Consider the following 14,984-nt stretch of genomic DNA (forward strand, 5'->3'; position numbering starts at 1 on the left):
GCGTCATGTACAAAAAGATCTTAGAAAAAAATCCCTATCAACTCATCGCTACCGCAGCCTTTGTTGATCTCTTCATTCTGTGTGTTTGCTGGGAATGGTTTATTTCTCCATTACGTCCAGATGGCTCATGGTTGATATTAAAAGGTGTGCCATTGCTCTTTGCAATCCCGGGTCTATGGAAAGGCAAGATCTACACAATGCAGTGGGCCTCGATGCTCATCTTGCTCTACGTCACCGAAGGCTTGGTCCGCATTACTGAGACTGGTGCTAATTTTTGGCTTGCATTATTGGAAACGCTTTTGGCAACCACTGCATTTATCTGTCTGTTGATTTATCTCAAGCCGATTAAAGCGCAGGCAAAAAGTCTTGCGAAGCAACGCACTCACTCTGAGTGATTAAATAAAAATTGATATAACGATGTCGCAAATATTTCTCAATGAACTGGAAGCTATCTTAGGTAAGAACTATGTTCTAACTTCAGAAGGCGACACTACGCCTTACCTCACCGATTGGCGTAAGCGCTATACCGGCAAAGCCTTGGCGGTGTTATTGCCTAGCAACACACAAGAAGTAGCAGCAATTGTGAAGGCGTGCGCAAAGGCCAATATCGCAATCGTTCCGCAAGGCGGTCATACAGGATTTTGTGGTGGTGCTACGCCAGATGCTAGCGGCAAACAAGTCGTGCTGAACTTAAAGCGCATGAATCAAGTGCGCGAGATTGATGCCAGCAATCAAACCATCAGCATGGAGGCTGGCTGTATTTTGCAAGCCGTGCAAGAACGAGCCGCATCTGAAGGCTTTTTATTTCCATTGAGTTTAGGCGCCGAAGGTAGTTGCATGATTGGTGGCAATCTGGCTACCAATGCAGGCGGCACCAATGTGCTGCGCTATGGCAACACTCGTGATTTGTGTTTAGGTTTAGAAGTAGTCACAGCTCAAGGTGAAATCTGGAATGGCCTCAAAGGTTTACGCAAAGACAATACGGGTTACGACTTAAGGGATTTATTTATTGGCTCTGAAGGAACGCTCGGAATTATTACTGCCGCCGTCATGAAGCTATACCCATTGCCGATTTCTCAATGGACCACACTAGTAGCAACCCAAGATATCGCCTCCACTATTGCTCTACTCAATTTGTTTCAAAAGCGTGCCACTTCATTGCTCACCGGTTTTGAAATGATGACGCAAGAGTCTCTCGCTTTGAATGAGAAACACTTTCCGCAGATGAGGAACCCGCTACAAAACAATCCACCATTCACAGTATTAATTGAATTGTCAGATCACGAGAGTGAGGAACATGTTCGTCAATTACTGGAATCGATTTTGGAAGAGGCTTTTGAGGGCGGCATGATGAGCGATGCCGTCATTGCGACCAACCTTAGCCAAGCCAATTCTTTTTGGCATATGCGCGAGCACATTACCCTTGCTCAGGCGGCTGAAGGCGCCAACCTCAAACATGACATCACAGTCCCTCTTTCTGCCCTAGAAAGCTTTATTCAGGAAACCGATCACCTCATCCGCGCTCAATACCCCGGGGTCCGGATCATCAACTTTGGCCATCTGGGCGACGGCAATCTCCACTACAACATTGCCCCTCCAGAAGGAGTGGATGCCCAAGCCTTCAATTTAGCCTATGAAAAGCCAGTACATGAGCTGGTTTATGGCCAGGTTGAACGTTGTGGCGGCTCGATTTCTGCTGAACATGGGGTCGGACAGCTCAAACTAGAGGGGTTAAGAGCTCACAAAGGTGCAGTTGCCCACGACCTCATGAAGACCCTCAAAAGGGCTTTAGACCCTCAAAATATCCTCAACCCGCATAAGGTGGTGTCGATTTAGGTCAAATTGAGTCATTTTTTGATAAATATTTTGTAATTCTTGTCATCTCGCCCTCTTTACCATGCGTTGTATGGCCATGGAGGTGACAAATATGTCAACAAGACTCAAACGTTGGGCCCGTGCAATTCAACAGATCGACTTGTCAAAGAGAACAGATCCAGAAACCGCTATTGGCTATCTAGATAGTAAATACCGCGATATCGCATGGCGTTATATCCGTATTTTGGGCTTTGAACGCACGATTAGCTTCATGGCCAGCAATAACTTCCATCCAGAATAAGCTCCTCAAATACAGACCCTAGATAGTTGATTTATCTAGGGTTTTTTGTTTGCTACTCAAGCAGTCTGATTGGGCGCATTAGCCCTAAAAACCCAAATTGCCAGCAGCACCAAGGCGCATAGTGCGCACGATCCTGAAAACAGGAAGGCATAAGTCGGGCTATAGGATTCATAAATCCAGCCAAAGATAAAAGAGGCTGGAAACAGCATTACTCCAGAAATTAAGTTAAACCACCCAAAGGCAGTACCTGCCATCCCCGGTGGCGCCAAGTCAGCCACTAGCGCTTTTTCAACACCCTCTGTTGCCGCTTTAAATAAACCATAGAGTCCAAACAAACCGCAAATCATCCAAATAGCAATATTGGGCAAGCTCATGGCCATATAAAAGAAGGCGAAAGCTAGCCAGGCAATCAAAATAAAGTACTTCCGGCTAAAGCGATCTGACAAGGCAGAAAGTGGTGTTCCAAAGATGGTGGTGATCAAAGAAATAGCTGCCCATAGCAAAGGAATTTGCTCCTGCGGCACGCCTGCGTCTCTCGCTCTCAATAACAAAAACATGTCAGAAGAATTGCCAAGGGCAAATAAGCCGACAACAAAAATGTAGCGTCTCAATTGCGGGGGCAACCCTTCCATGCTCCATGTGAATTTCTTTGGGATCACAGAAGCTTCTCTTGCCGGCTCTTTGAGGCAAAGGGCTAACACTACCGTAATGACTCCCGGAATGACTGCCCAAAGAAAAATATCCCGCAAAGGAACATTTAAGGATAAAAGCAAAGCAGCAAGCAATGGGCCGACAACGGCACCGGCGTTATCCATAGATCTATGAAGCCCAAAGGTAATGCCTCTTTGGTCGGCGGGAACACTTTCAGCAAGCAACACATCGCGGGGTGAACTTCTTAAACCTTTTCCTAGACGATCTGTAAACCGAATCAAGAGCACCCAAGTCCAGGAGCTGGCTAGAGCAATCAAGGGTCGACCAATGCCTGCTAACAAGTAGCCAATCACAATCCAAGGCTTGGATCTTTTGGTTCGATCCACGATCACACCAGAAACCAGTTTGAAGATGCTTGAGGTCGCCTCTGCTACACCCTCAATCAGGCCAAGCGCCTTAGGGCCGGCCATCAAAACCGATGCCAAATACAAAGGCATTAAGGGGTATAGCATTTCGCTCGCAGAATCATTCACAAAGCTAATTAGGCCAATGAGCCAAACTGTTCTAGGAAGTGAGCGTAAGGTTTTCCACATGTTTTTCAATGTATCACTAAAAGTCAGTATGAAAAAAACCGGTGATTACTGTCATAAACACTTGAAACTAAAGAGAATAAAACGTAGGATCAGAGAGTCGGGTATTTACACGCAAAGATATAACAATTCAATATAGGAATAATCATGAGCCAAAAGAAATTAGTGAAGCAGTTATTAAAAAAGCTCGATAAGTTGGAAGCCGATAGAGAGAAGTTGATCGACAAGTTGGCAAAAACTTTGGATAAGATGGATAAGAAAGCGGTTCCTAAAAAAGCGCCAGCTAAAAAAGTAGCTGCTAAGAAAGTTCCAGCGAAAAAGGCTCCTGCTAAAAAAGCTCCAGCGAAAAAAGTAGCTGCTAAGAAAGTTCCAGCGAAAAAGGCTCCTGCAAAGAAGGCGCCAGCTAAAAAAGTAGCTGCGCCAACTCCAGCAACCTCAGCTTAAGTCAATCCACCTCATGACTAAATTTACCAAGGCCCTTGAGCCAGTAAAAAGTCATGAGGATCATTTGCAACTTCTGCAGATTGAATTAGTCAAACTGCAAAAAGAAGTTATTGCAAAAGGATTGCGCCTCCTAGTCATCTTGGAGGGTCGCGATACTGCCGGTAAAGATGGCACTATCAAACGTATTACCGAACACTTAAGTCCCAGAGATACGCGCGTAGTAGCGCTAAACAAGCCCTCCCCCAGGGAGGAAGGTGAATGGTATTTTCAGCGTTATGTAGTTGAGCTACCTAGCGCTGGCGAGTTCGTGATCTTTAATCGCAGCTGGTACAACCGGGCTGGTGTTGAAAAAGTAATGGGCTTTTGCACAGATGCTCAGTACCAACAATTCATGGATACCGTGAATGACTTTGAAGCCTTACTAGTAGGTTCTGGCATCCAAATCCTGAAGTATTACCTAGACATTACTAAAGATGAACAAGCTGCGCGCTTAAAGAGCCGAGAGACTGATCCACTCAAACAGTGGAAGACTAGCCCAATAGATCAACAGGCTCAGAAATATTGGAAGGCTTACAGTACGGCGCGTGATCTGATGCTCAAAAAGACCAATAGCGCAGATGCCCCTTGGACAGTAATTCATGCGAACGATAAAAAACTTGCTCACCTGAATTTGATTCGAGACCTTCTATCGAGAGTGAATTATCCTCAAAAAGACAAAAAAATCTTGAAAGTAGATTCTAAGATTGTTGTCTCTTGGCCAGCCAACTCCAGCAAGCTTCCTAAGTTAGCACCTTAAGAAAAGAAAGCCTTTGCTTCCGCTATAAGTTCTTGGGGACACTCTTCCGGAATATAGTGGCCAGAAGGCACGTGACGACCGGTCACCTCACTGCTAGCTACCCTCTTCCAATCTTCAATTGGCGTAAAGCATTTATTAACTAAGCCGTGCTCACCCCACAGCACTTTGACAGGCATGGATAATTTTTTACCTACTGCACGATCTGCACGGTCATGCACTAAATCAATGGTGGCAGCAGCGCGATAGTCTTCACACATTGCATGCATGCCCTCTGGATTACTTGCACTAGCCAAATAATCAGCCCAACAGCGAGGATCGAAAATACCGGTGCCCGCATGACGGCCCATATGATTTTTGAGCCAATATTCTGGATTTGCACCAATCAACGTTTCTGGCACAGGCTCTGGCTGAATCAAGAAGAACCAATGCCAATAGCCCCTAGCAAACTCCATGGTGGTGTTTTCATACATCGTCAAAGTTGGAGAAATATCCAGGACCATCAACTTACGCACACTCTCTGGAAAATCCATTGCTAAGCGATGTGACACTCGGCCACCACGATCATGACCCAGCAAGAAGAACTGCTCATGACCCAGTGATTGCATGACAGCATGCTGATCAGCCGCCATAGATCTCTTTGAATAGGTGGAATGATCAAACTTGCCATGCGGCTTGGATGAAGCGCCATAGCCTCTTAAATCCGTTGCGACGACCGAATAGTGTTTAGCCAACTCAGGGGCCACGCGATGCCAAATCGCTTTGGTTTGTGGAAAGCCATGCAGCAATAACAGTGGTGGGCCAGAGCCGCCTATCTGACAGTCGATATCTACTGGACTCTCATCAGTTTGAACGGTAATCACTTTATGTTGAAACCCTGGAATCTGAAATGTCATCTGTTACTTTACCGTTGGGAGTTAACCATTTGGACATGGCATGATGCTGCCCGTCTTGGTATTCATTTGGGGTTTACAAGGAGGCGCTGGTTGCGCTCTTGGCACTACAGGTGCAACAGGCGCCTGATTCGTTGAGCTAGTAGTTGGAGTGGCCCCATTCAATACTGATGAAGCAGGAGCGGGATTACTTGATGGGGCGCTTGCTTGAGAGCGTGCCAATAGCTCTGGGCCTGGACAGGGCATGGTTGCCCCTGTCTTGGGATTAACCACTTCTTTGCATTGAGGATTTGCCTCAAGTCTTGCTTCTATCTTTGCCATACTGCAAGCTGATAAGACAAGCGTGGCCGCCAGTAATACGCCGACGTGCTGAGGGATGTGAAATGTACTCAATTAGTGCGCCAATATTTTGGATAAGAAATCTTTTGCTCTTGGGGAGCGCACATCGGGATTGCCAAAGAACTCGTCCTTTGAGCAGTCCTCGATGATTTTTCCATGATCCATAAAAATCACGCGATTGCTTACCTTCCGCGCAAAACCCATCTCATGTGTAACGCAACACATAGTCATGCCTTCATCAGCCAGCTTGACCATCACATCTAAGACTTCCCCAACCATTTCTGGATCCAAGGCTGAAGTCGGCTCATCGAACAACATCACGATGGGGTCCATGCTTAGGGCGCGGGCAATGGCAACACGCTGTTGCTGGCCGCCTGATAATTGACCAGGAAATTTATCCTTTTGCGCTATCAAGCCTACGCGTTCTAAATATTTCAGGCCATGGGTTTTAGCTTCATCGATAGACCTACCTAAGACTTTCATTTGCGCCAGCGTCAAGTTTTCAGTAATGCTTAAATGCGGAAAAAGTTCAAAGTTTTGAAATACCATCCCTACTCTTGCTCGAAGCTTAGGCAAATTGGTCTTTGGATCATGAAGCTTCACACCATCTACTGAAATCTCACCAGCCTGAAATGGCTCTAATGCATTCATGGTCTTAATCAAGGTGGACTTACCAGAACCAGAGGGTCCACAAATCACAACTACCTCGCCTTTTTGAATCGAGGTGGTGCAGTCAGTTAACACCTGAAAGGAGCTATACCATTTTGAAACGTTTTGAAGTTCAATCATGATGATCTATCTAATGTTGACTATAAGTAATTAACGAATGATGGCCACTTTGGCTTGGATCTTGCGAACAATTTTGGAAAGCGAGAAACAAATCACGAAATACGTAAAGGCAGCCAAGATATACGTTTCCATTGGGCGTCCGTAGTTTTTACCAGCAATCTCAAATCCTTTGAGCAGGTCATAAGCGCCAATGGCATATACCAAGGATGTATCTTGAAACAAAATAATCGTTTGCGTCATGAACACTGGAATCATGTTTCTGAAGGCTTGCGGCAAAACGATAAAGCGCATGTTCTGACCGTAAGTCATACCTAAAGCTTCAGCCGCAAAACCCTGACCCCTTGGCACAGATTGAATACCAGCACGCACAATCTCCGAGAAGAATGCAGCTTCAAAAGCAATAAAGGTAATCGTGGCGGAAAGATCGGCACCGATCGGCTTACCAATCAACATCGGAATCAGTAGAAAGAACCACAAAATCACCATGACCAGCGGTATGGATCGCATGGTGTTGACGTAAAAGGTGGATGGATACACCAAGGCTGGTTTACCTGATAAGCGCATCAGCGCCAAAAAGGTGCCAAACACAATACCGCCCACGGTGGCAAATACCGTCAACTGAATACTAAATAACAAGCCCTTAAGAATGTAGTTAGTAAAAAGTTCCCAGTTATAAAAACTTAGATCTAAGCTCAACATATCAACATTCCTTAGTGAGCCAAGCTTGCATCATTGGACACAATAAAGCCAGGAATGCGGGTTCGCTTTTCAATCTGTGCCATGACACGATTGACCGCAAATGCGGAGAGTGCATACAAAAGTGTTACTGCTAAATAAATTTCTACACCCCTAGAGGTTTCTTCTTGGGCCTGCATTGCAAATAAGGTCAGCTCAGGAACAGAAACCGCAAAGGCTACTGAAGAATTTTTAATTAAATTCATACTCTCGGATGTCAGAGGGGGAATCACAATACGTAACGCCATCGGGAGAATCACATAGCGATAACTTTGTGCAGTCGTTAAACCCAGTGCAGTTGCGGCAGCACGCTGTCCGCTAGGCAAAGCCTGAATGCCTGCCCTCACCTGCTCGGCAATACGTGCCGAAGTAAAGAAGCCTAGAGCAATACTCACCAACCAATAAGATGGCAGCGCCTTTAAGGGCAAGATAAATGCTGGTATGACGTGGTACCAAATAAACACCTGTACCAGAATCGGAATATTTCTAAACAGCTCAACCCATGTTGTAGACAGCCGGACCAGCCAGCGACTGAGGGGGCCGTTATTAGGCAAGGTACGCAAAGTACCCATGACTGCACCCAGAATTAAAGCAATGGTTAAGCTTAGGCCAGCAACAGCCAAGGTCCAGCCCCAGGCTTTCAATAACCAATCGAGGTAGCTTGGATCGCTGTTTTTGGCAAGTCCAAAAACAGCGGAGAAGCAGTGATCCACCACTTCTCCGTCTAGGGTGTTCTTACAAAAAACACCAAAATCTAAAGCCATAAATTATTTCTTCTGTTGATAGTCTTCAGCAGGTTTGTCATTGAGGTTGGCCCAAGCATTTTTAGTGGCTGGAGACAACTCAAGACCAACAACGATATTTTTCGGTGGGATTGGTTTTAAGAACCACTTGTCCCATAGCGCAGGCATTTTGCCATTCGCAACAATCTTAGCGATTGCAGCATTTACAGCAGCCTTGAACTCTGGGTCATTCTTAGGAACCATGATCGCGATTGGCTCAGTACTGAGAACTTCACCAACAATTTTGTAGTCTTTTGGATTCTTGGCATTGGCGATATTACCTGCCAAGATCGAGCCATCCATCACGAAGGCATCAGCACGACCAGACTCGAGCAACAAGAAGCTGTCAGCATGGTCCTTACCAAATACTTCATCAAAGTTAACGCCATTGGCTTTCTCATGCTTGCGCAACAACTGTACTGACGTAGTACCAGTGGTAGTTGCCACTTTTTTGCCAGCCAATTGTGAAATCGAATTGATGCCTGAGTTTGCTTTAACAGCAATACGAACTTCTTCTACGTACAAAGTGTTAGCAAAGCCAACATCTTTAGCGCGGGATGCATTATTGGTAGTCGTGCCACACTCGATATCGACTGTACCGTTCTGAACCAAGGGTACGCGATTTTGTGAGGTAACAGGCTGATAGTTAATGCGCAATGTACTCATGCCGAGCTTATCTTTGATATCGCCCAGGATCATGCGACACACTTCAACATGGTAACCATCAAAGCGACTATCGCCAGTGGTGTAAGACATCGGAATGGATGATTCACGAACGCCCATAGTGACCGCACCGGTGGACTTAATCTTGTCCATAGTTGGGCTTGCAGCGTTGGCATTGACTGCACCCAAGAACAAAGCCGCTGCGACCAAACTATATCTACTGAGTTTTTTGCTTTTCACGAATATCTCCTATCGTCTATAAACACTAAAAATATCAGACACTAGTATATATACAGATATAGAGCAGAATCAGCGGGAGATCCCTAATAAGGGCATGAAATCCCCAATTCAGGCGTAAATAACCCTAATATGACATCTTCAGACTTTGCAACGGGGATATTTTGCGCGATCGCAAAGCTACTAACAAAATCCTATTGATCATATTTTTTTGATTTTTCACTGTTGCGTCTCCTTAGGTGTTAGTTCTTAATGCGTTGCTCTATCCAAGAGCCCAAGATATCGGCGATTTGAATGCTATTGCTATCCTGCATAAGCATGTGTGAATTTCCTTTAATACCAATCTCTGGAAGCACAAGTAACTCCGCTCTTCCACCAGCTTGATTGGTCTTTTGCACAAACTCACGACAAGCCTTCAGCCGTGGTGCCCAGCGTGCGGAAAGCTCAACATAATCACCAAATAAAACCATCACTGGCATCTTGGTATAAGGAGTCAAATCACTATCTGCGGCTGGACATGCAGCAGGCTCAATAGAAATGATTCCAGCAATACCCTGGGTACTTAGTTCAGCAGTTTGAAATGGGTAGATTCCAGACTGTGAATGACTAATCAATACAGTCTTTTGTAGTTTCTTAGAAAGCTGCGAGAGTGCTGGCACGGTTGGGTTTGGAGTGGGCATTGAATTAAGCCAATCGGGAACCATCTGTTGCCATAAGCCATTTTGAGCGGCAATGGGGAACTTCATACCTTCATAGACTTTTGGGTATTCCCCGCCGAAACGAAATATTGCCCATGCAGATTCATGACTGGCAGCAAACACTACGGGCAAATTTTCTGGACTTTCTTTACCCATTTTTGCTGCATTCATGGCGGTTGCATTCACTGCTGACCTGCCGCGACCAGACTGATCAATTACGTACGTTGGAAATCCGCGCTTCACAAAATACTCATCCCAGCCCATGCGTCCATCCGGAGTCGATTCCCAAGACTTACCAGTTAAACAACAGCCATGAATGAGCACAATCGAATTACTCTTAGCTTTAGTTGGAGTCTGGTAACGAACATACATTTGATCGACGGTAATCGTGCCGGACTGGGCATATGCAGGCAATGTTGAGAGGGTATTAGATTCGATATCCTTACCACCCACAAAAAAGCTTCCTTGATTTATGAGTGATAGGGGCCCATTAATCACTTTCTCACCTAAAGGGGTGACCTTTAGATTAAACGAGGGAGCCTGCGCAATCGCATCTATTGCAGAAAAGGGCAGTACTGTTAAGGCCAAGCCAATAGCAATACTTTTAGCAAGCGCTTTCATTTTGTCTCCATGTATTTATATATTTTTAACTACAGAAAAAGAATATCACGGGCATACATTTCGCGTCTAAACCATTCGACTTTTTACGGTTTTGATAGTTTTATTGGTGTTAACCCGATATACCCCGAGTAGCATATCAAGCCTACCCAAGGTATAAATTCAGTTGGTCAGCAATTTAAATTGCTCAAAGCATTTATTCTGACTGATAAAAAAATTAATAGGAGATGCAATGTTCAAATCAATTACTAGGGCACTTATAGTCATTTCATGTATTGGCATTAGCGCCAATTTTGCATACGGAGCAGAGTCTTATAAACAAGATAAATCGAAAGCAGTTGTGTTGGCCGACCAGGGCTACTTTTTCGTCAATGGAAAATATATAGATGTTGGTAGCAAAAAATTGATGGCAGATCAAATGTATGTTCAATACATGATCCCAAAAAAAGTGAAGCATCGCTACCCAATCGTGATGATTCATGGGACTGCACAGACGGGCAATAATTTCTTAGGAACCCCTGATGGGCGCCGTGGCTGGGCAGACTACTTCGTAGCTCAAGGATACAAGGTATATGTCGTAGATCAGGTTGGCAGGGCTAGATCTGGCGACTCAGCTGAGATCTACGGTCCTTATGCCCGCTTTGGGGCGCACGACTTAGAACTTGTGTTTACTGGCCAAGAAAACTTTAACCTCTTCCCTCAAGCCAAACTGCATACGCAATGGCCCGGCGGCCCAGGCGTTGTAGGCAATCCGACATTTGATCAGTTTTATGCTCAGCAAGTGGAATTTATTGCAAACGGAACAAAGACTGAAGAGTTAATGTATCCCGCAGATGTTGCTCTACTCGAGAAAATTGGACCCTCTATAGTTCTAACTCACTCACAGTCTGGTGTATTTGGCTGGAAGCTAACTGATGCGCGTCCAGATCTAGTAAAAGCCCACGTCGCAGTTGAACCAAATGGCCCCCCATTTTTTGATGGCAGTTTCTTGGGTGGTGAAAATTGGTACAAAGATAGTGAGAATATTGGGCGTTCCTGGGGTATTACACGCATACCGCTGAACTATGACCCACCCGCAGCCAATGGATCTGAACTCAAAATGATGCATCAAGATAAACCAGACTCACCAGAATTAATCCGTTGCTGGTTACAAGCAGAGCCCGCCCGCCAATTACCGAATATGAAAAACACCCCAACAGCAATTGTTACAGGTGAAGCCTCATTTAGGGCAACACTAGATCACTGCACATCTAAATTCTTGACCCAAGCTGGCGTCAATAATAAGCATATACGTCTGGAAAATGAAGGTGTCAAAGGAAATGGGCACATGATGATGCTTGAGAAAAACAGTGATCAGGTAGCTCAAGTAATTGAAAAATGGATTAATGCCAACGTTAAATAAGTAAAACGGTACACAGGCAAAAAAATACCGACCTACGGGTTGGTATTTTTATCTAGAGGTTCTAGTCTTGCTTACGATAGATCAAGTTGGTCAAAATCCCATGAGCCTTAATCAGTCGATGTATAGTTAAATCCAACACCTATAAAGGGGAGACAAATGAAGTACTTCAAAATATTCCTACTAGCCATATTGGCACAATGCTCATTCAACGCCTTCGCTTTAGATGAGATTGTTAAAAAACAAGTTTATGAACTCCCATTGCTAACCACTGTTGGCGGGGAAAAAATTAAAAATATTAAGGTTGGCTATGAAACATACGGCCAATTGAATGAAAAAGGCGATAACGCGATTCTTATTTGCCACTTCTTTTCTGGCACATCACACGCTGCAGGAAAATACACCCCAAACGATGCGGGTCCTGGTTACTGGGATAGCATTATTGGCCCAGGAAAACCACTCGACACTAATAAATACTTTATTGTGAGCTCGGATAGCTTGGTAAACCTCAATGTAAAAGATCCAAACGTCACCACTACAGGCCCTGCCAGCATTAATCCTGATACTGGCAAACCGTACGGAATGAGCTTTCCGATTCTAAATACCCAAGACTTAATACATGTTCAAAAAGAGTTATCGACATCTCTTGGCATCAAAAAATTTGCAGCTGTAGCAGGCTTATCAATGGGCTCATATCAAGCGCTAGACTGGGCTGCAAGCTATCCCAATATGGTTGAACGGGTTATTGCTGTTATACCTGGCGGCCTAGAATCTAATGCTTTCACAATCGAGACCGCTCAGATGTGGGCCAACCCAATATTGCTCGATGCGAATTGGAACAGGGGCAACTACTATGACTCGAACGATAAACCGATTAGAGGCCTAGAAAATGCCCTGCAGTTAACCACCATTAACTCACGCAACCCAGGATGGGCGGAACGTTTATTTGGACGGAAATTCACGATCGCGGATAAGTCGCCCGAGCAAAGTTGGGACAATACATTCGCCATTCAGGACGCCATTACCAAGGCCGGGGCTGGTAGAGCAAAAATATCGGATGCCAATCACTTCCTTTACCTCACCAAAATCATTCAGCTCTATCGCATTGGAAATGCAAACACTGTTGAAGAAGGCATCAAACCAATCAAAGCAAAAGTGATGTTTGTACCGGCATCAAGCGATGTACTATTTTTCCCTTCCTATTCTAAAAATGCATCTGAGATCCTTAAGAAGAATGGAATTAAGTCTGAAATAGTGGAAATTCCAGGTGATGGCGGTCATATTGATGGCATCACTGATATAGCCAAGGTTGGAGAAAATATTCGTACTTTTTTAAGTCGCTAAACCGGAATACATGGGGGAACAGATAAATCACTGCCCTCATGCGTTTGACAAGCATAATCAATTGACCGCATTGATTTACTTGGCTCTGTCTTTAGCGGCTTGTACAGCTTGAACTTTTCTTTTCATGCAAGCAAAACAACGCCATGAGTTGGTATTCTTGCCGCCGCTCCGAGACACTATCTTTTTCATTTGATCAATGGGGGTTAGAACACGGCAACTCGGGCAAACCTTAGGGGCTTGGATAATCTCAGTCATACCTCATTTTAGGCTACTAAATACATTGAGAGCTAAGCGTTAATTTAAGTAGCACTCAAAAGACAAAACCCCCACCATTGCTGATGAGGGTTTGCTTTTCCAGTAGGCCTACCAAGACTTAATTCTGAAATTCAATACCAAACCAATCTTTCATTTAAATTGCTTGAGGCTTTTTCACTAAACCAAGTACAAGCAATGCCCCGATAAATAAACTTGCAGCTATTACATATAAGCCAAGGGTTGGGCTACCGGTTGCATCTTTTATATAGCCGACCATAAATGGACTTACAAATCCAGCTAAGTTGCCAATTGAATTAATGATCGCGATACCTGCTGCCGCTGCTGTCCCACCCAAAAATGCAGTGGGGATAGTCCAAAACAATGGCAATGAAGTCAAGATACCTGCAGTAGCAACAGACAAGGCAATCATCCCAAATACTGTTGAATCACTATATAGACCAGCAAAAATTAAAGCGATGCCGCCAAAAATTGCGCCTAAAGCTGTATGCCAACGTCGCTCACCAGTACGGTCTGAGCTGCGACCAACCAGAATCATGACGACTGCTGCAAAGCCATATGGAATCGCAGTCAATAATCCGATATTCAGGACATCCTTAACGCCTGTTGATTTAATCAACTGAGGAAGCCAGAAGCTGATGCCATAGAGCCCCATAATAAAACTAAAATAAATGAGCGCCATCAACCAAACTTTCACACTCGTAAACGTATGGGCAATTCCATGATCAACAATGCCCTTCTGATCATTGTGGATTCGATCAGCTAAAACCTTTTTCTCTTCTTGGCTTAACCATTTAGCACCTTCAATAGAGTCATCCAAGTAAAAAATGACTGCGATACCAACCAATATTGAAGGAATGCCCTCAAGTAAAAATAGCCACTGCCAACCAGCTAAATTATTTACCCCAGCAAATGCTTGCATAATCCAGCCAGACAATGGTCCGCCAATGACACCCGATAAAGCAATGGCAGTCATAAAGAGCGCAACTACTCTTGCACGCCGCTCAGAAGGAAACCAATATGTGAGGTACAAAATAATTCCTGGGAAGAACCCAGCTTCAGAAACGCCCAATAAAAAACGAAGCACGTAGAATGATTCAGGAGTAGTCACAAAAAGCATGGCTGAAGAAATAATTCCCCAAGTAATCATGATTCTTGCGATCCAAATGCGAGCACCTGTTTTAGACAAAATGATATTGCTTGGGACTTCAAAAATGAAATACCCAATGAAGAATATTCCAGCCCCAAATCCATAAACCGTATCGCTAAACTTCAAATCGGCAAGCATTTGCAATTTTGCAAAACCGACATTGACCCGATCTAAATACGCCACCACGTAACATAAGAATAAAAATGGAACTAAACGCCATAAAACTTTTGAATAGGCCTTAGACTCCAGCGGTGTTTCAACTATCTTGTATGTACTCATATACACCCCCTATGCTTTAAAAGAATTTAAATAACATCATGAGGTGATTTGAATAAATCTCAATTAGCCCATTCGAGCGATCTTAAGGTCTAAATAATGAGAAAACAATCAATTAATTCTTAAATTTATCGCTGGTTTGATATAGATCAACCAGCTGGACCAAAGAACTAGAGTGAAATAGGTGTTTTAGA

General features: G+C 44.4%; 16 protein-coding genes. 7 read left to right on the forward strand and 9 right to left on the reverse strand.

Translation table 11 applies throughout. From position 1 onward, the window contains the following. The first annotated feature begins 5 nt into the window (after positions 1–5). The 3 genes from ICN49_RS10840 to ICN49_RS10850 all read left to right on the forward strand — a co-directional run bounded on the left by ICN49_RS10840 (position 6) and on the right by ICN49_RS10850 (position 2,116). Complete coding sequence (locus ICN49_RS10840; protein WP_216168092.1) at positions 6–395, forward strand: DUF2069 domain-containing protein; 390 nt, start codon at positions 6–8, stop codon at positions 393–395. Positions 396–417: 22 nt separating this feature from the next. Then, positions 418–1,836 (forward strand): FAD-binding oxidoreductase, encoded by a 1,419-nt coding sequence (locus ICN49_RS10845; protein WP_216168093.1) that lies wholly within the window; start codon positions 418–420, stop codon positions 1,834–1,836. Between the two features lie 91 nt (positions 1,837–1,927). Next, on the forward strand, positions 1,928–2,116 hold the full coding sequence (locus tag ICN49_RS10850) for a hypothetical protein (RefSeq protein WP_216168094.1): 189 nt from the start codon (positions 1,928–1,930) through the stop codon (positions 2,114–2,116). Positions 2,117–2,172: 56 nt separating this feature from the next. On the opposite strand, the gene ICN49_RS10855 is transcribed toward ICN49_RS10850, so the two are convergent. Then, on the reverse strand, positions 2,173–3,360 hold the full coding sequence (locus tag ICN49_RS10855; protein ID WP_216168095.1) for an MFS transporter: 1,188 nt from the start codon (positions 3,358–3,360) through the stop codon (positions 2,173–2,175). 144 nt (positions 3,361–3,504) lie between these two features. Here ICN49_RS10855 and ICN49_RS10860 point away from each other — a divergent pair, with 144 nt between their 5' ends. Together ICN49_RS10860 and ppk2 are read left to right on the forward strand one after the other, a co-directional pair. Next, positions 3,505–3,801 carry a serine/threonine protein kinase gene (locus ICN49_RS10860; protein ID WP_216168096.1) on the forward strand — a complete coding sequence of 99 codons (297 nt, stop codon included), beginning with the start codon at positions 3,505–3,507 and terminating at the stop codon, positions 3,799–3,801. A gap of 13 nt (positions 3,802–3,814) precedes the next feature. Continuing rightward, complete coding sequence (ppk2, locus tag ICN49_RS10865) at positions 3,815–4,597, forward strand: polyphosphate kinase 2 (protein ID WP_216168097.1); 783 nt, start codon at positions 3,815–3,817, stop codon at positions 4,595–4,597. On the opposite strand, the gene ICN49_RS10870 is transcribed toward ppk2, so the two are convergent. The 7 genes from ICN49_RS10870 to ICN49_RS10900 form a co-directional block, all read right to left on the reverse strand. Beyond that, positions 4,594–5,490: an alpha/beta fold hydrolase gene (locus ICN49_RS10870; protein ID WP_216168098.1), complete on the reverse strand. Its 897-nt coding sequence runs from the start codon at positions 5,488–5,490 to the stop codon at positions 4,594–4,596. The two genes, ppk2 and ICN49_RS10870, sit on opposite strands and share 4 nt — an antisense overlap. Before the next feature lie 21 nt (positions 5,491–5,511). After that, positions 5,512–5,880, reverse strand: coding sequence for a hypothetical protein (locus ICN49_RS10875; RefSeq protein WP_255535514.1), 369 nt, complete (start codon positions 5,878–5,880; stop codon positions 5,512–5,514). Then, positions 5,881–6,615, reverse strand: coding sequence for an amino acid ABC transporter ATP-binding protein (locus tag ICN49_RS10880; RefSeq protein ID WP_216168099.1), 735 nt, complete (start codon positions 6,613–6,615; stop codon positions 5,881–5,883). A gap of 30 nt (positions 6,616–6,645) precedes the next feature. Beyond that, positions 6,646–7,314, reverse strand: a complete 669-nt coding sequence (locus tag ICN49_RS10885) for an amino acid ABC transporter permease (RefSeq protein ID WP_216168100.1) — start codon at positions 7,312–7,314, stop codon at positions 6,646–6,648. An 11-nt stretch (positions 7,315–7,325) separates the two neighbouring features. Continuing rightward, a complete protein-coding gene (locus ICN49_RS10890; protein WP_216168101.1) occupies positions 7,326–8,114 on the reverse strand; it encodes an amino acid ABC transporter permease in 789 nt (262 codons plus the stop codon). Positions 8,115–8,117: 3 nt separating this feature from the next. Beyond that, on the reverse strand, positions 8,118–9,035 hold the full coding sequence (locus tag ICN49_RS10895; protein ID WP_369411538.1) for an amino acid ABC transporter substrate-binding protein: 918 nt from the start codon (positions 9,033–9,035) through the stop codon (positions 8,118–8,120). Between the two features lie 239 nt (positions 9,036–9,274). After that, positions 9,275–10,351: an alpha/beta hydrolase family protein gene (locus ICN49_RS10900; protein WP_216168102.1), complete on the reverse strand. Its 1,077-nt coding sequence runs from the start codon at positions 10,349–10,351 to the stop codon at positions 9,275–9,277. A gap of 229 nt (positions 10,352–10,580) precedes the next feature. Here ICN49_RS10900 and ICN49_RS10905 point away from each other — a divergent pair, with 229 nt between their 5' ends. Together ICN49_RS10905 and ICN49_RS10910 are read left to right on the forward strand one after the other, a co-directional pair. Beyond that, the gene (locus tag ICN49_RS10905; protein WP_216168103.1) at positions 10,581–11,750 is read left to right on the forward strand and encodes an alpha/beta hydrolase; all 1,170 of its coding nucleotides are present in this window, start codon (positions 10,581–10,583) and stop codon (positions 11,748–11,750) included. 156 nt (positions 11,751–11,906) lie between these two features. Then, entirely contained in the window at positions 11,907–13,091 is a 1,185-nt protein-coding gene (locus ICN49_RS10910; protein ID WP_216168104.1) for an E22 family MetX-like putative esterase, read from the forward strand. A gap of 409 nt (positions 13,092–13,500) precedes the next feature. Here ICN49_RS10910 and ICN49_RS10915 read toward each other — a convergent pair whose 3' ends face one another. Then, entirely contained in the window at positions 13,501–14,793 is a 1,293-nt protein-coding gene (locus ICN49_RS10915) for an MFS transporter (protein ID WP_216168105.1), read from the reverse strand. Positions 14,794–14,984 lie beyond the last annotated feature (191 nt).

Source organism: Polynucleobacter finlandensis (genome assembly GCF_018881755.1).
Lineage (GTDB): Bacteria > Pseudomonadota > Gammaproteobacteria > Burkholderiales > Burkholderiaceae > Polynucleobacter > Polynucleobacter finlandensis.

Coding starts and splice junctions, on each gene's coding strand:
- ICN49_RS10840 (WP_216168092.1), top strand. CDS start 6: ATGTACAAAAAGATCTTAGAAAAAAATCCCTATCAACTCATCGCTACC.
- ICN49_RS10845 (WP_216168093.1), top strand. CDS start 418: ATGTCGCAAATATTTCTCAATGAACTGGAAGCTATCTTAGGTAAGAAC.
- ICN49_RS10850 (WP_216168094.1), top strand. CDS start 1,928: ATGTCAACAAGACTCAAACGTTGGGCCCGTGCAATTCAACAGATCGAC.
- ICN49_RS10855 (WP_216168095.1), bottom strand. CDS start 3,360: ATGTGGAAAACCTTACGCTCACTTCCTAGAACAGTTTGGCTCATTGGC.
- ICN49_RS10860 (WP_216168096.1), top strand. CDS start 3,505: ATGAGCCAAAAGAAATTAGTGAAGCAGTTATTAAAAAAGCTCGATAAG.
- ppk2 (WP_216168097.1), top strand. CDS start 3,815: ATGACTAAATTTACCAAGGCCCTTGAGCCAGTAAAAAGTCATGAGGAT.
- ICN49_RS10870 (WP_216168098.1), bottom strand. CDS start 5,490: ATGACATTTCAGATTCCAGGGTTTCAACATAAAGTGATTACCGTTCAA.
- ICN49_RS10880 (WP_216168099.1), bottom strand. CDS start 6,615: ATGATTGAACTTCAAAACGTTTCAAAATGGTATAGCTCCTTTCAGGTG.
- ICN49_RS10885 (WP_216168100.1), bottom strand. CDS start 7,314: ATGTTGAGCTTAGATCTAAGTTTTTATAACTGGGAACTTTTTACTAAC.
- ICN49_RS10890 (WP_216168101.1), bottom strand. CDS start 8,114: ATGGCTTTAGATTTTGGTGTTTTTTGTAAGAACACCCTAGACGGAGAA.
- ICN49_RS10900 (WP_216168102.1), bottom strand. CDS start 10,351: ATGAAAGCGCTTGCTAAAAGTATTGCTATTGGCTTGGCCTTAACAGTA.
- ICN49_RS10905 (WP_216168103.1), top strand. CDS start 10,581: ATGTTCAAATCAATTACTAGGGCACTTATAGTCATTTCATGTATTGGC.
- ICN49_RS10910 (WP_216168104.1), top strand. CDS start 11,907: ATGAAGTACTTCAAAATATTCCTACTAGCCATATTGGCACAATGCTCA.
- ICN49_RS10915 (WP_216168105.1), bottom strand. CDS start 14,793: ATGAGTACATACAAGATAGTTGAAACACCGCTGGAGTCTAAGGCCTAT.